This window comes from Carboxylicivirga longa (genome assembly GCF_050589825.1).
GTDB lineage: Bacteria > Bacteroidota > Bacteroidia > Bacteroidales > Marinilabiliaceae > Carboxylicivirga > Carboxylicivirga longa.
In genome coordinates, this window is the sequence record NZ_JBNGOZ010000009.1 from 24,240 (window position 1) to 47,314 (window position 23,075).

At 45.6% G+C, this 23,075-nt stretch carries 18 protein-coding genes; 11 read left to right on the top strand and 7 right to left on the bottom strand.

What is annotated here, in order from left to right; all coding sequences use genetic code 11:
- Nucleotides 1-262: 262 nt before the first annotated feature.
- From ACRD7A_RS09535 to ACRD7A_RS09560, 6 genes are all read left to right on the top strand, one after another.
- Nucleotides 263-1,708 carry an endonuclease gene (locus tag ACRD7A_RS09535; RefSeq protein ID WP_430812353.1) on the top strand — a complete coding sequence of 482 codons (1,446 nt, stop codon included), beginning with the start codon at nt 263-265 and terminating at the stop codon, nt 1,706-1,708.
- 26 nt (nt 1,709-1,734) lie between these two features.
- A complete protein-coding gene (locus tag ACRD7A_RS09540; RefSeq protein WP_430812354.1) occupies nt 1,735-4,461 on the top strand; it encodes a carboxypeptidase regulatory-like domain-containing protein in 2,727 nt (908 codons plus the stop codon).
- Between the two features lie 33 nt (nt 4,462-4,494).
- Nucleotides 4,495-6,348, top strand: coding sequence for a DUF5689 domain-containing protein (locus ACRD7A_RS09545; protein WP_430812355.1), 1,854 nt, complete (start codon nt 4,495-4,497; stop codon nt 6,346-6,348).
- A gap of 33 nt (nt 6,349-6,381) precedes the next feature.
- On the top strand, nt 6,382-8,106 hold the full coding sequence (locus ACRD7A_RS09550; RefSeq protein WP_430812356.1) for a DUF4493 domain-containing protein: 1,725 nt from the start codon (nt 6,382-6,384) through the stop codon (nt 8,104-8,106).
- Nucleotides 8,107-8,271: 165 nt separating this feature from the next.
- Entirely contained in the window at nt 8,272-9,297 is a 1,026-nt protein-coding gene (locus ACRD7A_RS09555) for an endonuclease/exonuclease/phosphatase family protein (protein ID WP_430812357.1), read from the top strand.
- A gap of 9 nt (nt 9,298-9,306) precedes the next feature.
- A complete protein-coding gene (locus ACRD7A_RS09560; RefSeq protein ID WP_430812358.1) occupies nt 9,307-10,443 on the top strand; it encodes a DNA/RNA non-specific endonuclease in 1,137 nt (378 codons plus the stop codon).
- Nucleotides 10,444-10,832: 389 nt separating this feature from the next.
- On the opposite strand, the gene radA is transcribed toward ACRD7A_RS09560, so the two are convergent.
- From radA to panC, 4 genes are all read right to left on the bottom strand, one after another.
- The gene (gene radA / locus ACRD7A_RS09565; RefSeq protein ID WP_430812359.1) at nt 10,833-12,200 is read right to left on the bottom strand and encodes a DNA repair protein RadA; all 1,368 of its coding nucleotides are present in this window, start codon (nt 12,198-12,200) and stop codon (nt 10,833-10,835) included.
- A 156-nt stretch (nt 12,201-12,356) separates the two neighbouring features.
- Nucleotides 12,357-12,851 carry a D-glycero-beta-D-manno-heptose 1-phosphate adenylyltransferase gene (gene rfaE2 / locus ACRD7A_RS09570; protein WP_430812360.1) on the bottom strand — a complete coding sequence of 165 codons (495 nt, stop codon included), beginning with the start codon at nt 12,849-12,851 and terminating at the stop codon, nt 12,357-12,359.
- Between the two features lie 149 nt (nt 12,852-13,000).
- On the bottom strand, nt 13,001-13,351 hold the full coding sequence (panD, locus tag ACRD7A_RS09575) for an aspartate 1-decarboxylase (protein WP_430812361.1): 351 nt from the start codon (nt 13,349-13,351) through the stop codon (nt 13,001-13,003).
- 4 nt (nt 13,352-13,355) lie between these two features.
- Nucleotides 13,356-14,198: a pantoate--beta-alanine ligase gene (gene panC, locus ACRD7A_RS09580; RefSeq protein ID WP_430812362.1), complete on the bottom strand. Its 843-nt coding sequence runs from the start codon at nt 14,196-14,198 to the stop codon at nt 13,356-13,358.
- Between the two features lie 257 nt (nt 14,199-14,455).
- Here panC and ACRD7A_RS09585 point away from each other — a divergent pair, with 257 nt between their 5' ends.
- Together ACRD7A_RS09585 and ACRD7A_RS09590 are read left to right on the top strand one after the other, a co-directional pair.
- Nucleotides 14,456-15,262, top strand: coding sequence for a glycogen/starch synthase (locus ACRD7A_RS09585; RefSeq protein WP_430812363.1), 807 nt, complete (start codon nt 14,456-14,458; stop codon nt 15,260-15,262).
- Nucleotides 15,263-15,274: 12 nt separating this feature from the next.
- Complete coding sequence (locus ACRD7A_RS09590) at nt 15,275-17,047, top strand: DUF4270 family protein (RefSeq protein WP_430812364.1); 1,773 nt, start codon at nt 15,275-15,277, stop codon at nt 17,045-17,047.
- Between the two features lie 82 nt (nt 17,048-17,129).
- Here ACRD7A_RS09590 and ACRD7A_RS09595 read toward each other — a convergent pair whose 3' ends face one another.
- The gene (locus tag ACRD7A_RS09595; protein ID WP_430812365.1) at nt 17,130-17,498 is read right to left on the bottom strand and encodes a YccF domain-containing protein; all 369 of its coding nucleotides are present in this window, start codon (nt 17,496-17,498) and stop codon (nt 17,130-17,132) included.
- Between the two features lie 90 nt (nt 17,499-17,588).
- Between ACRD7A_RS09595 and ACRD7A_RS09600 the strand changes: the two genes are divergently transcribed.
- Nucleotides 17,589-18,239, top strand: coding sequence for a hypothetical protein (locus tag ACRD7A_RS09600; RefSeq protein ID WP_430812366.1), 651 nt, complete (start codon nt 17,589-17,591; stop codon nt 18,237-18,239).
- Nucleotides 18,240-18,265: 26 nt separating this feature from the next.
- Here ACRD7A_RS09600 and ACRD7A_RS09605 read toward each other — a convergent pair whose 3' ends face one another.
- Both ACRD7A_RS09605 and ACRD7A_RS09610 read right to left on the bottom strand, forming a co-directional pair.
- Nucleotides 18,266-18,880 carry a deoxynucleoside kinase gene (locus tag ACRD7A_RS09605; protein ID WP_430812367.1) on the bottom strand — a complete coding sequence of 205 codons (615 nt, stop codon included), beginning with the start codon at nt 18,878-18,880 and terminating at the stop codon, nt 18,266-18,268.
- Nucleotides 18,881-18,891: 11 nt separating this feature from the next.
- A complete protein-coding gene (locus ACRD7A_RS09610) occupies nt 18,892-20,403 on the bottom strand; it encodes a GH3 auxin-responsive promoter family protein (protein ID WP_430812368.1) in 1,512 nt (503 codons plus the stop codon).
- A 301-nt stretch (nt 20,404-20,704) separates the two neighbouring features.
- On the opposite strand from ACRD7A_RS09610, the gene ahpC reads away from it, so the two are divergent.
- Both ahpC and ahpF read left to right on the top strand, forming a co-directional pair.
- The gene (ahpC, locus tag ACRD7A_RS09615) at nt 20,705-21,268 is read left to right on the top strand and encodes an alkyl hydroperoxide reductase subunit C (RefSeq protein ID WP_430812369.1); all 564 of its coding nucleotides are present in this window, start codon (nt 20,705-20,707) and stop codon (nt 21,266-21,268) included.
- Between the two features lie 112 nt (nt 21,269-21,380).
- Entirely contained in the window at nt 21,381-22,940 is a 1,560-nt protein-coding gene (gene ahpF, locus ACRD7A_RS09620; RefSeq protein WP_430812370.1) for an alkyl hydroperoxide reductase subunit F, read from the top strand.
- Nucleotides 22,941-23,075: the final 135 nt, after the last annotated feature.

Below are 23,075 nucleotides of genomic sequence, written 5' to 3' on the forward strand. Positions count from 1 at the left end.
GCCGCTTAGGAAGAGCTTTTACCGGGTGAATTTTTAACGCTGCTGTTATTAAATCGTTAAGATTGAGAAAAATCTCAACCGACCGCTTGGTCTAATGTTAGGAATTGTATTACTTTGTTAAGCATTGATAAATGTTGTCAATTAGGAGGCTTTTGCGAATAACCTAACCTTCAATTCTCTTTGTTATTCAGCCAATAAGGACTCGTTGTAATTGATGAGATGTGCCATTAATCAGTACATGATAAAACTAAATTATAAAGAGATGAAGAATTCAATCCGTCAGTTATTACTTGTGATGCTTGTCGCCGGTATTTATGCCTGTGATAAGGATGGGCTTAAAGATGCTGCCCGTATTCACCCGGTTTCTGTTGACCTTAATCTGAAAGGTGCTGAGGCCGCCGCCTTGGCTAATCATAGTATGGAGATAAGAACAACGGGAGGTGAGGTGGTTAGGAGCTATACCGATTTACAGAACCTGCCGGCACAGATGGAGTTGCCGGAAGGCACCTATCAGGCCGAGGTGTTTACGAGTCTTACCATGCCGGCCTTCGATCAACCTTTATACGGAGGACAGAGTGACTTTAGTGTTGTAGATCAGCAAACAACCAATCTGAACCTGAGTATTTCACAGACTAACTTCAGTGTGGCGGTTGCTTATGCCACCGATTTTACTTCGGCCTACACCAACTATTCTACTGCCATCTCAAATGCTCATGGTACTTTGGAATACCCCACCACAGAAACACGTTTCGGATATTTTACCGAAGGCCCGATTACGGTTACCTTAACTTATACCGATGGCGATAATGTGGAGCAGACAGTTGAAAAAGTACTGGCGGCTGATGATCCTGCCATTGCAGCCGGTACGGCTTTAACCATTCGTTTTAAAGCGAGTGAGGGCGATGTTTATACCGGATACTACGCTACAGCCACCGGCAAAACAGGCCTTGCGCTCAAAACAGAATTGGGTAACATTATATCGGCTAACTATACTGAGCGCAGTTACGGTGATCTATGGGAGATTTATAAACAATCAGATATTCGCAGCGACGGCACCATCTGGGATATGTATTCCGATAATCCCACCGGTCCGGAATCATACACCTACACACCGGGTGTTGATCAGTGCGGTAACTACTCGGGCGAGGGCAGTTGTTATAACCGCGAGCACTCAGTGCCCAAAAGCTGGTTTAATGATGCATCGCCCATGTATACCGACATGGTGCACCTGGTGCCAACCGATGGTTATGTCAATAACAAGCGAGGCAATCATCCCTTCGGTGAGGTAGGCAGTGCCTCCTGGACATCCTCGAACGGATGTATGGTGGGAAGTGCCAGCACAGGTTTGGGCTATACAGGTACTGTCTTTGAGCCTATTGATGAGTATAAGGGAGACTTCGCACGTATATACTTTTATTTTGTAACTCGATATGACGACCGTATTGCCAACTGGGATAATGCTGTCTTCAGCACTGATGGGTATGGACTCGATCCCTGGGCCATTGATATGTTTTTGCAGTGGAGTGCTAATGATCCGGTTAGTGAAAAGGAACGTAACCGCAATGAGTTTATACAGCAGTTTCAGAATAATCGCAACCCTTATGTAGATCATCCTGAGTTTATCGATCGCATCTGGGGTAGCACCACTTCAGCACAAAGCTTAAAGAATACCATACAAACTAGCGAAATTAACTGGTCCGTTAACTAATTCAGATAATGTAAATTAATCCGTTTATGAAATTACTAACACTCATCGCACTTTGTTGCCTCAGCTTTTCGCTGGCTGCACAAGACAGTGGCTTGAAAGGAGTCCTCGTGAATGCAGAAACAGGAAATGCGGTGCAAGGAGCTACGATTGCCGTAGAACGCAGTGGTCGTACAACCACCAGTGGTCAGGATGGTGCCTTTGAAATAAGATTAGCACCGGGTTCCGAAACCATAACCATTACTTCACCGGGACTGGAAACCACTACGCTGGAAGTACAGGTGGAAAGCAATGCTATACAAGACCTTGGAGAGATTCGTCTGAAGCCTACCGTGGCCTACGTTAATGCTTTTTTTATTGGCGAAGACGAAATTAACATTGAGGACGATAACGATCAGGTGATTTCCGGATTGCTGGTGTCGTCCGACGATGTGTATCTGCGTAATGTAGGTTTCACCTTTAGCCCCATGCGATTTAGGGTTAGGGGATACGATCAGGAATATACTTCTACTTTTATCAATGGAGTTAACTTTAACAGTGCAGAGCGCGGACGTTTTTACTACGGTAGCGTGGGAGGCCTCAACGATGTTGTGAAAAATAAAGACGTGGTGAACGGCCTTGAAATAGGATCCTATAACTTCGGAAATGTGGGTGGCGCCACCAATATTAACATGAAAGCAAGTTCCTATGCTAGGGGTGGCCGGATAAGCACAAGCCTGACCAACCGTTCATACAATTATCGTTTAATTGGTACCTATTCAACCGGCTTGATGGACAATGGATGGGCGGTTACCGTTTCGGGTTCGCGCCGCTATGCCAAAGAAGGTTATATCGACGGTACCTTCTACGATGCCTGGTCGTATATGCTCGCTGTGGAGAAGGTGTTTAATGATGAGCACCGTCTGGCCTTCACTACCTTTGGTGCACCCAGCAAAAGGGGTAGCTCTAGCGCTTCTTATCAGGAGGCCTATGATTTGGCCGATGATAACTTATACAACCCCAATTGGGGCTATCAGAATGGTAAGAAACGTAATGCCCGTGAGACCTCTTCTTACGAGCCGGTGGCCATCCTTTCCCACGAATGGAATATTGGTGAGACCAGCAAATTATCCACCGGACTGGCAGCCCGTTACAGTATGTATAAGAAAACAGCCCTGAACTGGTACAATGCCGCCGACCCGCGACCCGATTATTACCGTTACCTACCCAGCTATCAGGAGAGCCCTGAGATGGCCGCCCGATATGACAGCTTGTGGCGAAATGATGTGGCCATGCGACAGATAGATTGGCATCGCCTGTACGAAGTGAACCACCTGAATAAGCTGGATAACGAGCGTCTGGGGACTGATAAAGGTTCCAGCTATATGATTGAAGGGCGTAACAACGATTATTTCGAGGTGACCTTTAACTCCGTATTCTCTACTGCCCTGACCGATAACCTAAAGCTGACAGCCGGTGTGGAGGCTCGCCGTACCATTGGCATGCATTATAAAACGGTGGAAGATCTGCTGGGTGGAAGTCACTGGCTGGATATTGACCAGTTTGCAGAGCGTGACTTCGGGGGTGACTCGGATAAGTTACAAAATGACCTGAACAATCCCAATCGTAAAGTAACTGAGGATGACACCTTTGGTTATGACTACGATATGCATGTAACATCGGCCAATGCCTGGTTTAAAAACGACCATAGTTTGAATAAACTGGATGTGTACTACGGTGCCAAGTTTTCTTACACAGCATTTCATCGCGAAGGAAATATGCGCAACGGACGGTCGCCCAATAACTCTTATGGCAAGGGCAAGGTGCATCGCTTTGGCGATGTGGCAGCAAAAGTAGGGGGTCAGTACAAATTTACCGGTCGTCATCTTTTATCTCTTAATGCGGCCTACGAAACAAGGGCTCCACTGCCTTACAATGCCTACCTTTCACCCCGTATTAAAGATAATCAGGTGCCTAACCTTGAGAATGGTTTGATTACCTCGGGCGATATTGGTTACATCTTCAATCTGCCCCGATTTAAAGGACGCGTAACAGCTTATTATACCTTGCTCGATAACCAGATAGAGATTGATAACTATTACCATGATGCTTATCGTACCTTTATGAATGTGGCCATGACCGGCATTAAGAAAGAGTACATGGGTGTTGAGTTAGGGGCTGAAGCCAAGCTGACCGAACAGATCTCGCTGACGGCCATTGCCAATGTGGGTGATTACCGTTATATCAATCGTCCGGAGGCTACTTTCAGCTTCGATAATGGTAGTGCTCCTGACATTACCGAAACCATTTATCTCAAGAATTTCCACGTGGCCGGAACACCCAATATCGCCGCCAGTATAGGGCTCGATTATTTCCACCCTAAGATGTGGTTCTTTAATGTGAATGCCAACTATTACGATCGTACCTACCTGGACATTGCACCTACACGACGCACGGCTGATGCCATTGCATTCCCCAAGGATGACATGACAGAAGAAGAGATTGCGGCCAAGATTGATGAGATAACCCGGCAGGAAGAGCTGGGTGATAAGTTCACCCTTGATGTCTCGGTGGGTAAGCTCATTTATTTTGACAATCGCAATAGCTTAAGCATTAATGTAATGGTGCAAAACGTATTGAACGATCAGGGTATGCGTACGGGGGGCTTCGAGCAGGGACGCTTTGATTTTACCGATTATAATGTCAATAAATACGCATCGCGCTATTACTATACCCAAGGCATTAACTTCTTTGTGAATCTGGGCTATCGCTTTTAAATAAAAATAACCGCAACAAAAAAACTTAAGATAATGAAGCTAAGAAATTATAGTTTATTCGTTTTACTGATTGTGATGGGCTGTTTCAGCGCCTGTGATAATCGCGATTATGATACGCCGCCAATTTTAGCACCGGAGTATGGTGAAAAAGCCACTCATACCATCAAAGAATTTAAGGAGCAGTTTACCGGCGAATTCCTGGAAATAGAAGGCAATGTTATCATCACGGGTATTGTAACGGCCAATGATGAGTCGGGTAACCTCTATAAAAAAATGATCATTCAGGATGATGAGCAAGCCATTGAATTGTCCATCGATCAAAACAGTATTTACAATACCTTTCGTGTAGGACAGCAAGTTTTTGTTGAATGCGAAGGATTATACACCGGGACTTATGGTGAGAAACAGCTGATAGGATATAAGTATCAGAATAATTCAGGTGATTGGACCGTGGGACGTATGCCCGGCGAAATCTTCGAGGAGCATGTGTTTCGCCATGGTTTCCCGGGTGAAGATCCGGTGGCTGACACCGTGAAGATTGCCGACCTGAACGACACGATGAAAGATCGTTTGGTATGCCTTAAGAATGTGAAATTTAGCCTGGGAGGCAAAGAACCTTTTGCCGATGATGCTAACAGACCAACAGCTCGTAGTATTGTGGATGTAGAGGGTAAGAAGATTGTTGTTTATACCAGTAAATACGCCAATTTTGCTACACAAACCCTGCCTGCCGGATGGGGCAATTTAACCGGTATCATGTCAAAGTATATAGATACCTGGCAATTGATTATCCGCGACACCACCGATATTGAGAATTTTGTAGATGATGGTACCACGCCGGAGCCGGAGCCCGATGATCCGGTAACCGTTATTGATGAAGATTTCCAAAGTGGTAGTGATTATGATCCGGCATCCATCAATGGATGGTCGGTAGTGAGTGTAGCGGGTGATCGTGACTGGCAGATACGTGCCTTTAATGATAATTTGTATGCTCAGGCCTTGGCCCATAATGGATCTGCTGAGGATTATGAGTACTGGCTCATCACCCCATTGATTGATTTTGATGCGGCTACCCTGAAGGTAATGTCTTTCGAATCGGCACAAGCCCACTGGAAGGCCACTTCTTCTCTGGAAGTTTTTGTGATGGACAGTAAAAATCCGTCCACAGCGAATCTGGAGAAGTTAGACGTAAGATTGGCACAGGAGGGCGATGCAGAACATACATTTATTCCAACAGGTGATGTGGATCTGTCGGCACAGACCGGAATGAAATACATCGGCTTTAAGTATGTGGCCAAGGGCGGAGCCAGTAACTCTACCACCTTCCGCATCGATAACTTTAAGTTTGGTATAGAAGGCAATGGAGGCGGTGAAGAGCCTACCCCAGTCACTACCATTGATGAAGATTTTCAAAGTGGCAAAGATTACGATCCGGCCAATATCAACGGATGGTCTGTAGCCAAAGTGCAAGGCGAGAGAGATTGGCAGATACGTGCTTTTGATGGTAATCTGTATGCTCAGGCTTCGGCCCACAATGGCAATTCAGCCGATTATGAGTATTGGTTAATCACGCCGCCCATCGACATGGATGCTGCTACCAACAAAATTATGAATTTTGAAACAGCCAAAGCCTACTGGCAAAGTACTTCTTCATTAGAAGTGTTTGTGATGGATGGCGTGGATCCCACAACAGCAAACTTGGAGGCACTTACACCCACTTTGGCTCAGGAGAGTGATGCAGACCATACTTTTATTGCATCGGGAGATGTGGATTTATCTGCGCAAACAGGTGTTAAGTACATCGGCTTTAAGTATGTGGCCAAGGGTGGAGCCAGTAATTCAACCACCTTCCGCATTGATAACTTTAAGTTTGGTGTAAATCAATAAATTAAAATAGTTTTTAACTAAAACCTTATAACGATGAAGACAAAATTGCTTTCGATAGCGCTGGGTTTGGCCGTTTTTACAGCCTGCTCTAATGTGGAGGACGAAGTGACCGATACCGGTATGCTGGAGCTTAAGTGTGGTGTGAACACTTCTGTTGATCTTAAAGCAACAGCTGCTGCTCCCAATGTGGACGACTTTGTGGTGACCATCAAAGATGGTCAGGAGGCCGTGGTGGAAACATTCGACCCTTTTTCCAGTGCTCCCGAGCAGGTGGAGTTAATGGCCGGAGCTTATACCGTCTCGGCCTATTCGGAAACTTTTACAGTGCCTGCCTTTGATATGCCCGTCTATGGTGCCGAGGTGCAGGTGGATGTATTGCCCGGTCAGCATCAAACTGCGGCATTGAATTGTTTGCAGACCAATGCCGGCGTGGCCATGCTATGGACCGATGAGTTTAAAGCGGCTTTTACAGATTTTGAAGCTGCGGTGAGTCAGGGTAGTAATGCCCTTACCTATTCCAAAACCGAAACACGCACAGGCTACTTTGCTCCCGGCGAAGTAACGGTGGCCATTACCCTGGGTACAGCGCCCGATCAGGCAACTTTTAGTAAAACCCTAACGGTGAATGCCCGCGAAAAGGTTACGGTTAAGCCTGTACAGTCCGATGCCGGATCGGGCACCTTAACCATTCAGATCACCGTGAATACCGACGTAACAGAACGCGAAGAGATATTTATCATTGGTGGAGGTAATGGCGGTGGTGAACCAACGGTGGTGACAAGCATCAACGAAGATTTTCAGAGTGGCAAAGATTACGATCCGGCCAATATTAATGGCTGGTCTGTAGCCAAAGTTCTAGGTGAGAGAGATTGGCAGATACGTGCTTTTGATGGTAATCTGTATGCCCAGGCTTCGGCTCACAATGGTGCTGCTGCCGATTATGAGTATTGGTTAATTACGCCAGCCATCGACATGGATGCCGCTACCAATAAAATATTGAATTTTGAAACGGCCAAAGCCTACTGGACAGCAACCTCTTCATTAGAAGTGTTTGTGATGGATGGTGTGGATCCGACAACAGCAAACTTGGAGGTGCTTGCGCCCATCCTGGCTCAGGAGAGCGATGCTGACCATACTTTCATTCCATCGGGAGATGTGGATTTATCAGCCCAAACAGGAGTTAAATATATTGGCTTTAAGTATGTGGCCAAGGGTGGAGCAAGTAATTCAACCACCTTCCGAATCGATAACTTTAAGTTTGGTGTTGAAAGCAGTGGTGGCGACAATGGTGGCGGCACGGGAACTGAACTTCTGTCGGAAGATTTTGCCTCGGCAGCAGGTGGTACCATTGTAGATGCCAGTGGTACGGTTTGGGCCGGTAACGAGAACTTCCCTGTGATTGATCGTGCATATGAAGCGAAAGGAAGTGTTAAATTGGCCTCCAGTAAAGCTGCCGGCTCAATGGTTTCCAAGGCGCTCGATTTATCGGGCAATGGTGGTGCTTTCACCGTTTCCATGAAGGCCAAAGGTTGGTATGCTGAGGATGTGGAAGTAATTATTGAAGTGGGAGGCATAGAAAAGGCGGCCACCTTTACCAGTACAGGTAAAGAAGGTGAGTTTGTAAGTACTTCCGTTAACTTCACCGGCGGACAGGCCAATTCCACCGTTACCATTAAAACCAGTACACGCATGTACAATGGTAATGAGGTTCCGCAACGTGTTTTTATCGATGACGTCGTTATTAGCGAAACCAAATAATTATTCAATCAAAGCATAAAGATGCTGTCTTGTAAATGGGTATTGCACTGTAAGGGTTAAGGATGCTAGGTAAGCGCTGAGGGAAAAAACACCTGGCCTTCTTAGCCCTAATAATAAGCGCGATATTACTTCATTTCAGGGCAGCATTTTTTTAATATTACAAGTATGATGAAGCGCATAATAAGTCTGTTCTTTTTTACTATTCTTTTTGTGGGGCTTTCGGCTCAGCAAAAGAAATCCTATGCCGTTTACGGAATGGCTTTTTACAATGTGGAAAATCTCTTTGATACAGAAGACTCGGAAGATACCAACGATGTAGAGTTTACACCTGAAGGGGGTTATCACTGGAATGAGATGAAGTACCAGAATAAGCTGGGAAATATCGCCGAGGTGCTGGATCAGTTGGGGGGTAAGTACTGTCCGGCAGGTCCGGCTATTATTGGCCTTTCTGAGGTGGAAAACCGACGCGTGCTGGAAGACCTGGTGCAACATGGTGATTTTGCCCGTAAGAACTATCAGATTGTACATGAGGAATCGCCCGATTGGCGCGGTATCGATGTGGCGCTGATTTATAATCCCGAGTTGTTTACGCTGGAATCATACAAGGCCGTGCCCTTTACTTTGCCAGACCGACCTGATTATGCTTCACGCGATCAGTTGCTGGTTACCGGCACCATGGCTGGCGAAACGGTTCATGTTATTGTGAATCACTGGCCCTCGCGACGCGCAAAATCCATTCGCAGAGAGCAGGCAGCTGCTGTAACACGGGGTATTGTTGATTCGCTGCTGTCGCTGGATGCACAGGCAAAAATAATGGTGATGGGCGACCTTAATGATGACCCTACTAACAATAGTGTGAAGAAGGTACTGAAGGCCAAACGTAAGAAAAGCGATGTGGATGCCGGAGATATGTATAATCCTTTTTGGGATTTTTATGCACAGGGCATTGGCACACTGGCCTATAAAGGTAGTTGGAACTTGTTTGATCAGATCATTTTAAGCCATGGACTTATTGGTAGCGATAAGTCGGAGCTGAGCTACTGGAAATCAGAGATCTTCAATAAGGAGTTTCTCATCAATCAGGAAGGACAGTTTAAAGGCTATCCCAAGCGCACGCACTCTAAAGGTATCTATTTGAATGGGTACAGCGACCATTTACCGGTTATCAGTTATCTACTCAAGGAATTATAAAATCATCTCATGTCGTTAAAAACCAATCAACTCACACGTCTTGTTATTGGAGTCTTTCTCGTCTTCATCAGCTTGCCGGGATGCTCCGAAAGTAATTCGGAGTCATCGCAACTGGATGCTGTGCTGGATTATGAGGGCGATCAGCTGCCGGTGGAAGGGGGACAGTATGTGCTGACCATACAGAGCAATGCGTACTGGACGGTCGAGGTGGATGCCGATTGGGTGAGTGCATCGCCTCGTTATGGCAGTGGAAATGATGAGGTGATGGTGACCGTGAACGCCAACGAAGGGAAGGAACGGAGTACTTACCTGAAGGTAGCCACCGTCGATAAAACTGAACAGATAAGGCTATTGCAGAAGTCTGCAGTGGAGGAAGGTGATAACGGTGGTAATACCGGACTGGGTGACATCACTAAACGCATTGAGGTGCCTCGCCTCAGCACTAGTGATGATGCGCAGTTCATCGCCCACAAAATTGAGTATAGTGGCAAAACCATTGCCAACCTGAGTCTTGAGTACAGTAAAAAGAGCAGGCATGCACGATGGGCGGCTTTTACTTATTATAACGAGACAGCTGCCAACCGTGTGCAGCGAACTGATGCCTGGGCTGACGACCCGGAGGTGGCACCTGAGCACCGCTCGCAGCGCAGCGATTTCTATGGTTATCATCGGGGACATATCGTAGCCTCGTCCGATCGGGTATATGATAAAAGGGCCAATGAGCAGACCTTCTACTATTCAAATATCTCGCCCATGATCGGTAACTTCAATGTTCATACCTGGACGCAGTTTGAGGGAGCCGTGCGTAACTGGGGACGAAGCAGCAGCTTTAGAGATACTTTGTATGTGGTAAAGGGGGGTACGCTGGACAAGGTGATCAGATATACTACTACGCCCGCTTATGTGCCCGTTCCTAAATACTACTTTATGGCATTGGTGAACTACAAAGGTGGTGAGTATTCAGGCCTGGCATTCTGGATTGAGCACCGCGATTATGGCGAAGCCACCCTGTCCATTGGCGACTATGCTATTACCATCGATGAGCTGGAGCAAAAAACCGGATTTGACTTCTTTCATAACTTGCCCGATGATATCGAGAACGAGATGGAAAAAACGCTTGAAAAATACAAATGGGAGGGATTGTAGCTCCAAGCGCCATACACACTCTTCCCTTTGCATTTGAAAGCAAGGGGAAGTACACCGCCAAGGGCGGTGGGATGGGGATTATTAACACCTGAGCTTTTATGCAAAATATTTAAAGCAAGGGATCGCAGCTTTATTTGCAAAATGGAAATCAGATGCGTTCCTTAAAATACTTATCGGATGACTAATAATACAAATGGATAGCTCAGTCATCCGATAAGTGATGCAATGTTGCGATCTTGAAAATGGCTGGTAAATAGTGGGTTCTTGAATTTCAGTCACTTCCTAGTCCTAAGCGCCATACACACTCTTCCCTTTGCATTTGAAAGCAAGGGGAAGTACAGCGCCAAAGGCGGTGGGATGGGGATGCTTAGGGTCTGTACTTTTCCTGCTTAAGCAAACAAAAACTTAAAAGCTTCCTCTATCTTGTTGGCTTTGATAATCTGAATATCGAACTTATTAAGTTCCACGCCTTTCACATAGCTGGGGATGATGATGCTTTTAAAACCCAATTTGGCAGCTTCACCAATGCGTTGATCGAGACGCGTAACCGGACGTATCTCACCCGACAGGCCTACCTCGCCCGTCATGCAGATATCGGGCGAAATAGTCATGTCCATATTGGACGATAGCACTGCCGTAATAACCGCCAGGTCAATGGCCGGATCGTTTACCTTTAGCCCACCGGCAATATTTAAAAATACATCCTTTTGTGCCAGTTTAAAGCCGGCACGTTTCTCCAGTACCGCCAGTAGCATATTAAGCCGGCGCAGGTCGAAGCCTGTTACCGAGCGCTGTGGATTTTGATAGGCCGCCGTGCTGGCCAGTGCCTGTACCTCAATTAGGAAGGGGCGAACGCCTTCCAAAGCTGCTGATATGGCCACGCCACTCATTTGCTTCTGTTGGGTGGCTAGCAGCAGTTCTGAGGGGTTGCTTACCTCACGTAAGCCGCTGCCCAGCATCTCAAAGATGCCAATCTCGTTGGTGGAGCCAAAGCGGTTTTTGATGGAGCGCAGGATGCGGTACATATGGTGACGATCGCCTTCAAACTGAAGCACCACATCCACCATGTGTTCCAATACCTTGGGGCCGGCCAGGCTGCCTTCTTTAGTGATATGGCCGATAAGAAAGACGGGGATGTGTTTCTCCTTACAAACGCGCAGCAGGGTAGCCGTGCATTCCCGTATCTGCGATACACTGCCCGGTGCTGACTCTATGCGCTCGGTTTCCAGGGTTTGCACCGAGTCAATAACCAGCACATCGGGTTGTTCGTTTTCGATGTATTTGAGCACATGCTCTACCGATACTTCGCTTACAACATGGCAGTTATCGGCCGATGATGACGAAATGCGATCGGCACGGCGCTTGATTTGTTGGGGGCTCTCTTCGCCCGACACATACAATACTTTAACATCCGGTAGGTTAAGGGCCGTCTGAAGCACCAGCGTTGATTTACCAATGCCGGGCTCACCACCAATAAGTATCATGGCTCCCGGCACCAGGCCACCACCCAGCACACGGTTTAGCTCTTCGTTGCCCGTGCTCATGCGTGGCTGTTCTTCCACCGATACCTTTGATACGGGCACCGGTCTGGTGCGCTCCGCCAGTACTGTGCCCGGCCGGCTGTTCCTGGTCTTTCCGGTTATCTTGGTTTCTTCCACAAAGGTGTTCCACTCGCCACAGGCATAGCATTTTCCTTCCCATTTGGGCGATTCATTGCCACAGCTCTGGCACACAAAAACAGATTTGGTCTTGGCCATTTTATTTATTTTATTTTCCCGCGGATAAGGCAGATTATCGCGGATTTATTTTTAATCAATGTCAGGAGAGAAACTATTCAGTTCAATGCAAGCGTACTTCTTGCAATTGCCCTTTAAACACTGTCTTCATCCAGCTGCTCAATCTGCGAAAACTGATTACATCGACGCTTTAATTTTCTCAACAATGGAAGTAGTGGAGAAGCCCTCCACAAAATCGATGGTTTCCACCTTGCCACCTTTGGCCATGAGTATATCATAGCCCACTATGTCTTCCGCATTATAATCACTTCCTTTTACCAATATATCGGGCTGCAATGCTTTGATTAACTCATAAGGTGTGTCTTCGTCGAATAGAACTACCAGGTCGATAAACTGAAGGGCGGCCATTAAAATGGCACGGCTCTGCTCATCAACCACGGGCCGCTTCGGACCCTTGAGGCGTTGTACGGATGCATCGGTATTGAGTCCCAGTATTAGTTTGGTGCCCAGGTCGCGGGCTTTCGATAAATAGTCGATGTGGCCGCGGTGAACTATATCGAAGCAGCCGTTGGTAAAAACGATGGTCTCGTCCTTTTCTGCCCATTGCTTTACGGTGCTTTGTGCCGTCTTTCGGCTTTGAATTTTCGCCTGTATTGTATCGAGTTGAGTCATTGATATGGTGAATTGTTAAATCCTTAATTTGTTGAATCGAAATTGAAACCAATTGTAGGCTTTCGTACTTTCTCAAAAATAATAAAACCCCGACATCTGTCGAGGTTCTACTATTATATTTTACTGTTGCCTGTTAACTAATGCTCGTCTTAAACCAATGCATTGGTGGCTGTGTCCGGAAATATGAAGGTAGGTTTAAACTGCTTAGCTTCTTCCAGCTCCATGTGACAATAGGTAATGATAATGATTACATCGCCCACGGCTACCTTACGGGCAGCGGCTCCGTTGAGGCAGATAACGCCCGAGCCTCTTTCGCCTTTGATTACATAGGTTTCCAGACGTTCCCCGTTGTTGTTGTTCACCACCTGTACCTTTTCATTTTCAATGATGTTGGCGGCATCCATCAGGTCTTCGTCAATGGTGATGCTTCCCACATAATTCAGGTTGGCTTCTGTAACAGAAACATTGTGTAATTTCGATTTTACAACCTCAATATTCATGATACTATTTTTTGTATGTCACGTTATCAATTAATCTAACCTCTCCGGCAAACACTGCGATACATCCAACAATGTAATCACTCTCTTCCCAGTTGTCAACCGATTGTAGGGTATTGCCATCCACAATCTCAAAATATTCCACCTCCAATTGGTCGTTGGCATTGATGGTGTCTGTCACTTTTTTCTTCACCGCAGCTAAGGTGGTGTCGGGGACAAAGTTACAAGATTCGGATAAAGTACTGGCAATTAAGGGTGCATTTTTTCGCTGCTCCTCGTTCAGCAGCATGTTGCGCGAGCTCATGGCCAGGCCATCTTCCTCACGCACTATATCGCAGTCTACAATCCTTACGGGCAGTTGCAACTGTTGGGTCATGGCACGTATAATGGCCAGCTGCTGAAAATCTTTCAGACCAAAAAAGGCTTTGTCGGGCTGCACCATGTCAAATAAGCGACTGACCACTTGCGCTACTCCATTGAAGTGGCCGGGTCGGTACTTACCTTCCATCACGGTTTCCAGTGAGCCAAAGTTAAACTGTCGGGTGTCTTCTTGTGGGTACACCTCGCTTACCGATGGAGAAAACACCAGTTGGCAGTGTCCTGACAAACGTTCGAGGTCGCTGTTTAAGTCGCGTGGATAGCGCTCCAGATCTTTGGCGTTGTTAAACTGGGTGGGGTTAACGAAAATGCTAACGACCACAAAGTCGGTTTCGGCGGCCGCTCTTTTTACGAGCGACAAATGACCATCGTGCAAAGCACCCATAGTGGGCACAAAACCAACGGTCTTCTGTTTTCCTTTTTGGTCACCAATAATTGATTTCAATTGGGTAACCGTATGAACTACCTGCATGGCTAATGTTTATTTTAAATGACACATAAACAGGGACTAGGAGTGCCTGAATGGGTCAGAAAAAAATTGCGGGGCAAAGTAATAAAATACTTGTCACATTTGCAGCTAATATTATTAAAAAAGGGCTTTAAAAAATGTTATTTATCCTCCTTTTTGGGGCTTAAAAGCATTATATATTACTATGCTAATAAGGCCTTTGTTTGTCAGGTGGTTTATTTTTCGTACTTTTGCGTTTGCTAAAATATTCTACTACAATAATGGAAAAAGCTAAAGTCTTATTCATTTCTCAAGAGATAACACCCTACCTCCCCGAGACGGAAATGTCTAAAATTGGTCGTTATTTACCACAAGGCATTCAGGAATTAGGAAAAGAAATCAGAACGTTCATGCCTCGCTTTGGCTGTATTAACGAACGTCGTAACCAACTTCACGAAGTGATTCGTTTGTCGGGTATGAACCTGATTATTGACGACACAGATCACCCGCTAATTATTAAAGTAGCCTCCATTCAGGCAGCCCGTATGCAGGTTTACTTCATTGATAATGAGGATTATTTTCAGCGCAAGGCTATGCTTGTGGACGCTGATGGAAATGAATTCGATGATAATGACGAGCGGACTATCTTTTTTGCCAGAGGCGTGCTTGAAACAACGAAAAAGCTCCGATGGGCACCCGATGTAGTGCATTGCAATGGCTGGTTTACAGCATTGGCACCGCTTTACATTAAAAAGGTCATGAACGAAGATCCGCACTTTGCCAATTCAAAAGTGGTGTATACCGTTTATGATAATGATTTTGAAAAAACCTGGAGCGATAATTTTAAGGAAAAGCTAAAGCTGGAAGGTGTTGAAGATAGTGACCTTGATGTGATGGAGGCCAATGATTATGTGAACTTAACCAAGCTGGCTATTTCCATGTCAGACGGTGTGATTCAGGGAAGTGAAAATATCCATCCTGAAATTAGCGCCTTTATTAAGGAATCGGGTAAGCCATTTTTAGGATTTCACGATGAAGAAAGCTATGTTAGCGCCTACAATGGTTTTTACGATTCATTGCTCGATTAACAACGAATACTTATGAAGAAATTTTCTTTAAAAAAGATATCATTCAGAGCAGGCCAATTATTTGTTATTGGCCTTCTTTCTTTCACGGTGGCTTGTCAGGATGACCCGGCACGTCTCAGTGGCGATGTGCTACCAGAAGGTGAGATGATTAAAGGACATGTGCACGATGAGCATGTTTTAACAACACAAAATACGGCGCGGGAAAGTGTGCGAACCAGCGATGCCAGCTTTGGCATACTGGGTAGCCTGCTCGATCCCGAATTTGGCCGTTCCAATGCAGCTTTTGCGGTGGATTTCTCCATTGGTAATGAGGTGAAATTTAATGTGGATATACTGGAGTTAAGCGAGAGCAATGACACCATTATTTATGAAAATCACATCTTTGAGAAGTTCAACAACAACATTGATACAGTGAGTGATGTGTGGCGTGTGGACAGCCTCGTGTTTAACCTGAATTATCAGTTTAACAATTGGTACGGGAATATGACGCATAAGCAGCAGGTGAATATTTATGAGCTGAACACCTCCTTGGGCAATTCCACACAGGAGTACTACAGTGATCATGATGTTACCGGCATGTATAACCAGGTACCAGTGGGCTCACGATCGGTCCATCCTAACGATGAAGTGCCCGACACCCTGCGCTCTCTTAATTGGATGAGTCTGTATGAGCACCCCGATAGTCTATGGAATCATCCGCAGTACCTGTGGGACAATGTGAAGGTACAGGAAGCGATTGATACGGCCTGGCTTGCTGAAGACTTTAAGGGCAATACCAGAACTATGAAATCATGGGGCTTTAAGCTGAGTGATGAGCTGGCCAATGAGTTTTTTAACCTGAGCGAATCGCAGTTAAAATCATCCGCCGCTTTCAAGGATTTCTTCAAAGGGGTATATGTAGCCCTCGATGAGTCTTCGTTAAGTAACGGAGGGGGCTGGTTACTAAAAACTCACCTGCTTAGCGGTAGTCAATCCATTGCTACGAATTTAACCATTCACTTGTCGCGCGACCATAAATACCTGGGTAAGGATACGGTGATTCGCGATACCACCTCTTTATATGCTTATCAGTTCCCTATTAACCTGGAGAATGTGCGCTTCAATACTTATGAGCATGAGTTAAGTAGCAATATTGATGTGGAGGATGAAACGCCTGAGCGCGTGTATATCCAGGGAATGGCCGGTAGCTATATGAAGATGCAGCTACCCGATGAAATGATATACTGGGTAGATTCCATCGGAAATCCTGAAAGAGAACAGAAGGAGCATTATAATCTGGTTTCTAACATTGAATTTTTTCTGGAGATTGACACGATAGCATCTGACCTGGATCGTTATCCGGCACCGGAGAAACTAACCATTAAGTGGATGAATGATGAGGGAGAACTGGAGGAACCGCTTTATACCGCTCTTGTAAATGGCAACACAATATCGTCACCCATATTTGGTACCAATGCCAATAGCAGTGGTCAGCGAAGTGGTGTTGGAGAGCGCGTAGTACGCTACAGCAGTGAGGGTAATCCTGAGTTTTTGTATCGCTTTATCATGCGCGCCGATTACTTTAACTATGTGATGAGAGACTTATATGACAAGAAAATAAGGGGGCAATATGAACTAACAGATCCCGAGTTTATTAAGATATTCAATGATGCTTTTAAGTCAAGTTTCCTAGTTGGACCAGAGAATACGACTTCTACTTTTAGGCGCGTGGTTCTGCATGGTGCAGCTCACGAGGAGCGACCACTGAAGATGAATATTAAGTATTATCAATATCGTCCTAGATAGTAAAAGATATTTTTAGCATAGTAAAAGGGCTGCTCATTGGGCAGCCCTTTTTACATCCATATAATGACATCAGTATTGTGTGTCAAAGCACTGTTTTGCCAAATGGCACCAGCGCAATGTGTGCCAGCTTAAAATGCTGACGAGCAAAGGGAATACCGATGATGGTAATGGCCAGCAGCATACCAAACAAGAGGTGTGAAAGAGCTATCCAGATGCCACCGATAAATATCCATAGTACATTCATAAGGGTGTTTAAGCAGCCGCTCGCCTGTGGTTTATTAACTACGCGGCTACCAAAGGGCCATAGTGCCAAGGCTCCCAGTTTCAGTGTTTGTAAGCCAAAGGGAATACCTATGATGGTGATCATTAATATCAGGCTTGCAACAAAGTACTCGATGGCAGTAATTAAGCCGCCAAATAGCAGCCAAATGATGTTTCCTAGAATGGACATAGTGTTGATGTTTAAGGCCTGTAAGGGCGGTGATAATTATCAAAATTACGAAACATTTTTTAATTTCACAGTTGCAACAATACCGTGTTTATGTACAGAGTAAAGTTCTTCCTGATAGGTGTTTTAATGAGTCATGGGCTCTTGGCCCAGTCGGTGTTGGTGGGCGGTAAGTTAGGCGTTTCCTTTCCGACCAACCTTGGGCCTTCTGGCGAGCGTTTTGGTTTTAAGGATCTGTCAAAACCAGGTATGCAGGCGGCTATTATGGCCAAGTGGTTTTATAACGAAAGACTGTCTCTCGGAGCCGATTTTGGGTATCAGTATCAGGGTTCGTCCGATGTGTGGGATGTGGGTGACCGGGGGGATATTGATGTGTCGTATCAAACGCTTCGCCTATTGTTGAATGGCACCTATTATTTTAGTGATGATGTGCTGCGTCCCTATCTGGGTATGTCCTTTGGGGCTTATTACTTGGTGAATACAATGGATTATCAATCAGATGATCTGTCCAACCCATCCACGGCCTATACAACCCGTCAGTGGAAGCCTGGGGTAGCGCCTCAGCTCGGTTTTTTATACGCCTTATCCCGCATTGTATGGCTCGATTGTCATATTCAGTTTGACCTGATACAGGATACCAAGCCCAGTGTAGTTTATATCCCCGGTTATGGCAATGCAGCGCAGAACTCACATAAGAGTCAAAATCAGTTTAGCGTAAATGTAGGTTTGCTTATTGACCTTTAACATTGTAAGGGGCTCGAATAACTGTGTTAAAACAGGCCGTGTAACTCAGCATTTACCTTGTCAATAATCATGCTCAGGTCTGTTTTGTTCTTAATAAAATCAATATTGTTGGCATCTATAATCAGTAATTTACCTTTGGTGTATTGGTCAATCCAGGCCTCATAGCGTTCATTCAGGCGCTTGAGGTAGTCCAGGCGTATATTATTTTCGTAATCGCGTCCCCGCATCTGTATTTGATTTACCAGGGTGGGGATGGAGGCCCGCAGATAAATAAGCAGGTCGGGCGCCTTCACCATGCTGCTCATCACCTCGAATAAAGATTCGTAATTTTCATAGTCACGTCGGCCCATCAGTCCCATGTCGTATAGGTTGGGGGCAAAAATATAGGCATCTTCATAAATGGTGCGATCCTGAATAACAGTGGCACCTGACTGCCGTATCTCTTGCACCGATGAAAAGCGGCTTTTCAGAAAATAGATCTGTAGGTTGAAGGACCATCGTGTCATATCCTCATAAAAATCAGGCAGGTAAGGATTGTCCTCCACATCTTCAAAGTGTGCTTCCCATCCAAAGTGATGTGCTAACAGTTCGGTTAGCGATGTTTTCCCGGAACCGATGTTCCCTGCTACGGCTATGTGCATAGTGCTTGTTTCTAATGATTCATTTTTAATAGCTCATCGATATATTCACGGTTGTTGGCGAGGCGAGGTATTTTATTCTGTCCTCCCAGTTTATCCTTACTCTTTAACCAGTCCATAAACAAATGATGGCGTGCCTCCACTATTTCAGGGGCATCGAGGGTGATGTTTTTATAGCGCTTGGCTTCGTAGTCGCTATTCACCTGCTGTAGGGTTGTATCCAGTATTTCCTTAAAATGCGTAAGTGAAGCCGGTGCTTTGTCAAACTCAATGAGCCATTGATGTGCACCTTTGGTATCTTCATCCATAAAAATAGGAGCAGCCGTATATTCCTTAATTATGGCATGGGTGTCGGCGCAGGCTTTCTCCAGGGCGCGCTCGGCATTCTCAATCATCACTTCTTCGCCAAAAGCATTTATATAGTGCTTAGTACGGCCGGTAATAATGATGCGGTGGGGGCGCAAGGATGTGAAACGCACCGTATCGCCTATCATATAACGCCATAGTCCGCTATTCGTACTAATCACCATGGCATAGTCAACACCCAGCTCCACGTTCTCCAGAGTTTTGGCATTGGGGTAGGGATGGGTGATCTCACTCAAGGGGATAAACTCATAAAAGACACCATAATCGAGCATCAGCAGCATGCCCGGATCTGATAAGTCGTCCTGAATCCCAAAAAATCCCTCTGAGGCATTGTAGGTCTCCTGATAATGCATCTTATCGGTTGGTATGAGCTCCTTGTATTGCTTACGATAAGGCGTGAAGTTAATACCGCCGTGTATAAAAAGCTCCAGGTTGGGCCATATCTCCAGCAGGTTGGATTTACCACTTTGCTTTAATATGTGTTTGATGAGCACCAGAAACCAGCTGGGAACACCCGCCAGTGAGGTTACGTTGTCCTTGATGGTGGTGGCAGTTATCTTTTCCAGTTTGGCCTCCCACTCATCCATCAGGGCGATAGACTGCTCCGGTGTGCGGGCAAAATGTGTCCAAAAGGGCAGGTTTTCAATTAATATGGCAGATAAGTCGCCGTAGTAGCTGGCATTGCTAAAGTTATTAATTTGATGGCTGCCGCCAAGGGTAAGACATTTGCCACTAAACATATCCGAGTCGGGGTTGTTTTGAAGATAGAGTGCCAGTACATCTTTACCACCCCTGAAATGACAATCTTCCAGTGTTTCTTTGCTTACCGGTATAAATTTACTTTTTGTAGAAGTGGTACCCGAGCTTTTGGCAAACCATTTTATATCGCCCGGCCACAGTAAGTTGCGTTCTCCTTTGCGCAGGCGTTCTACATACGGACGAACTCCTTCGTAATCGCGCACAGGAACCCGTTCGGCAAAGGTACTGTAGTTATGAATATTTTTAAAATCAAATTCTTTGCCAAAAGCGGTGTTGCGAGCCGTACTCAGTAGTTCTCGCAGCTCGTTTTGCTGCACCGACTCGGGGTGTTGCTTAAAGTGCTCAATTTGCGCAAGACGGCGTGTATTCACCAATGATATAATGGAACTCAGTATAGGCATTGTAGTATTGTTGGTTATTTGATTAATTGTTTAAGGCCTGTTCGCCAGATTCAGCATCAGTTATTACTGAGTAGCTTGTGGTTTGGCCTTGGGCAATAAAGATAAATAAAAATCATATTTATAAAAGCGACAAATGACAGCTTGTTGTCAATTGCTATAATTAACTGGTAATGTGAGGCTATAAATTATAACTATGATAGCAGTAGATATTATCTATTTGATTGATGATGTTGCTTATTGTAGTTTCGCTGCTGTTAAAAATAAAACGAACAAGATTACTAACAATAAAAAACAAATAATTATGTCACAGATTGGAAAACAGATTGTAGATTTTAATGTACAGGCTTTTGTAAACAATGATTTTAAAGCGGTAAGCAAGGATGATGTGTTGGGCAAGTGGTCCGTATTCTTCTTCTATCCGGCCGATTTTACTTTTGTGTGCCCAACAGAGTTGGAAGATTTGGCCAATTCCTATGATGAGTTTAAAGCCACCGGTGCCGAGATCTACTCTGTATCAACCGACACGCATTTTGTGCATAAAGCATGGCACGATACTTCCGATACTATTAAAAAGATTAAATATCCCATGTTGGCTGATCCAACCGGGGTACTGTCACGTGGTTTTGATGTGATGATTGAAGAGGTGGGACTAGCCGAGCGTGGTACTTTTATTGTTAACCCCGAGGGAGAAATTGTTTCCTACGAGGTGGTGGCCGGTAATGTGGGCCGTAATGCCGATGAGCTTCTGCGCAAATTAAAAGCATTGCAATTTGTAGCCAAGCACCCATCGGAGGTATGTCCGGCCAAGTGGAAGGAAGGAAAAGAAACTCTGAAGCCAAGCATCGACCTGGTAGGGGTAATTTAATCAATACCATACTATTGAGGAAGCGGAGGTAGGCATAGTCTGCCCTCCGCCCTCTTTGTCGCTTATCCGAATCTCTACTCTCCTTGATACTTAACGCCCAAAACAGACAATGATGTTAGAACAAGCTATGAAAGATCAGTTGGTCAATGTTTTTGCCAACCTGAAAAACGATTATATACTTAAGATGGTAGTGGCCGATATGCATCCCAACAAAAGTGAGTTGGTGACCTTACTGAATGAAGTGGCGGAATGCAGTCCGCACATCACAACCCAGGTAAGTAATGGCGATGCACTTTCGTTTACCATTTTAAAGAATGGCGAGGACAGTGGTGTCCGTTTTAGGGCTGTGCCCACCGGGCATGAATTTACTACCTTATTACTCGCCATACTTAACCTGGATGGTATTGGTAAAAACCTGCCTGACGAATTTATTATCAGTCGCATAAAAAATATTAAAAAGCAGCTTGTGCTGAAAAGCTACATTTCGCTTACCTGTACCAACTGTCCCAATGTTGTGCAGGCCCTTAATGTCATGGCCTTTCTCAATCCCAATATCAGCCACGAGATTATTGACGGGGGCATCAATAAGGGAGAGGTAGAAGCCTTAAATATTCAGGCTGTGCCCAGCGTTTATCTGAATGATGAACTTTTGCATGTGGGACGCGCATCGTTGGGCGAGCTGTTAGCAGCCATGGAAGAGAAAACCGGTACCGTTGCGGATACCACAAATACGGTGAGCAAAGAGTATGATGTGATCGTAGTGGGAGGTGGGCCGGCCGGTGTATCAGCTGCTGTGTATGCAGCCCGTAAAGGTTTTTCAACCGCCATAGTGGCCGAAAAGATTGGGGGGCAGGTCACCGAAACTGTTTCGATAGAGAATATGATATCGGTACCGCAAACAACGGGTGCTGAGCTATCGGCTAATCTGGTGAAGCACCTTAATGATTATCCCATTGATGTACTGGAGAATCGATGGGTGGAGAAAACAGACCTCGTGCAAGGAAAGAAGCAGTTGACTACTTCGCTGGGAGAGGTACTGACTACTCCGGCACTGATAATTGCCACCGGTGCCAGCTGGCGTAAGCTGGGCGTGCCGGGCGAGAACGATTATATTGGATCCGGCGTGGCTTTTTGTACCCATTGCGACGGGCCTTTTTACAAGGATAAGAAGGTAGTGGTGGTGGGAGGTGGTAACTCCGGCCTGGAAGCTGCCATCGATCTTTCATCCATTGCTTCTGAGGTTACCGTGTTAGAGTTTTTGGATACGCTTAAAGGCGACCAGGTGCTGCAGGACAAGCTGGCTCAACTGCCCAATGTGAAAGTGATTACCAACGCACAAACCCTGCAGGTGGAGGGTGATGGAACCAAGGTAAAGGGCTTACAGTTCAAGCATCGTGGCAGTGGCGATACTGAACAGTTAAGCACTGATGGGGTGTTTGTGCAGATAGGTCTTCAGGCTAACAGTGCCGTGTTTGCGGATGTGGTGGAGACCAACCGCATGGGTGAAATCGAAATTGATGCTCATTGCCGCACTAAAGTACCCGGTGTGTATGCTGCCGGTGATGTGTCGGTAGTGCCCTACAAACAAATTGTAATTGCCATGGGCGAAGGTTCCAAAGCAGCGCTTTCTGCTTTTGAAGACAGCATTAAAGGCAAGCTGCTCGCCAATTAAAACCTGGCTTCCTGACTAAAAATTGGTAAAAGAAAGGGTGATCTGCCCAAACAGCAAGTTCATGGATATTTATTTGCTTTTAAAAATGGTATAAAGATAGATGAGAAGCTTCTTTTTTGGGGATTTGTTAAAATA

What these genes read in the sequence shown, in the direction of transcription:
- ACRD7A_RS09535 (WP_430812353.1), top strand. Translation starts at nt 263, where the DNA reads ATGAAGAATTCAATCCGTCAGTTATTACTTGTGATGCTTGTCGCCGGT.
- ACRD7A_RS09540 (WP_430812354.1), top strand. Translation starts at nt 1,735, where the DNA reads ATGAAATTACTAACACTCATCGCACTTTGTTGCCTCAGCTTTTCGCTG.
- ACRD7A_RS09545 (WP_430812355.1), top strand. Translation starts at nt 4,495, where the DNA reads ATGAAGCTAAGAAATTATAGTTTATTCGTTTTACTGATTGTGATGGGC.
- ACRD7A_RS09550 (WP_430812356.1), top strand. Translation starts at nt 6,382, where the DNA reads ATGAAGACAAAATTGCTTTCGATAGCGCTGGGTTTGGCCGTTTTTACA.
- ACRD7A_RS09555 (WP_430812357.1), top strand. Translation starts at nt 8,272, where the DNA reads ATGATGAAGCGCATAATAAGTCTGTTCTTTTTTACTATTCTTTTTGTG.
- ACRD7A_RS09560 (WP_430812358.1), top strand. Translation starts at nt 9,307, where the DNA reads ATGTCGTTAAAAACCAATCAACTCACACGTCTTGTTATTGGAGTCTTT.
- radA (WP_430812359.1), bottom strand. Translation starts at nt 12,200, where the DNA reads ATGGCCAAGACCAAATCTGTTTTTGTGTGCCAGAGCTGTGGCAATGAA.
- rfaE2 (WP_430812360.1), bottom strand. Translation starts at nt 12,851, where the DNA reads ATGACTCAACTCGATACAATACAGGCGAAAATTCAAAGCCGAAAGACG.
- panD (WP_430812361.1), bottom strand. Translation starts at nt 13,351, where the DNA reads ATGAATATTGAGGTTGTAAAATCGAAATTACACAATGTTTCTGTTACA.
- panC (WP_430812362.1), bottom strand. Translation starts at nt 14,198, where the DNA reads ATGCAGGTAGTTCATACGGTTACCCAATTGAAATCAATTATTGGTGAC.
- ACRD7A_RS09585 (WP_430812363.1), top strand. Translation starts at nt 14,456, where the DNA reads ATGGAAAAAGCTAAAGTCTTATTCATTTCTCAAGAGATAACACCCTAC.
- ACRD7A_RS09590 (WP_430812364.1), top strand. Translation starts at nt 15,275, where the DNA reads ATGAAGAAATTTTCTTTAAAAAAGATATCATTCAGAGCAGGCCAATTA.
- ACRD7A_RS09595 (WP_430812365.1), bottom strand. Translation starts at nt 17,498, where the DNA reads ATGTCCATTCTAGGAAACATCATTTGGCTGCTATTTGGCGGCTTAATT.
- ACRD7A_RS09600 (WP_430812366.1), top strand. Translation starts at nt 17,589, where the DNA reads ATGTACAGAGTAAAGTTCTTCCTGATAGGTGTTTTAATGAGTCATGGG.
- ACRD7A_RS09605 (WP_430812367.1), bottom strand. Translation starts at nt 18,880, where the DNA reads ATGCACATAGCCGTAGCAGGGAACATCGGTTCCGGGAAAACATCGCTA.
- ACRD7A_RS09610 (WP_430812368.1), bottom strand. Translation starts at nt 20,403, where the DNA reads ATGCCTATACTGAGTTCCATTATATCATTGGTGAATACACGCCGTCTT.
- ahpC (WP_430812369.1), top strand. Translation starts at nt 20,705, where the DNA reads ATGTCACAGATTGGAAAACAGATTGTAGATTTTAATGTACAGGCTTTT.
- ahpF (WP_430812370.1), top strand. Translation starts at nt 21,381, where the DNA reads ATGTTAGAACAAGCTATGAAAGATCAGTTGGTCAATGTTTTTGCCAAC.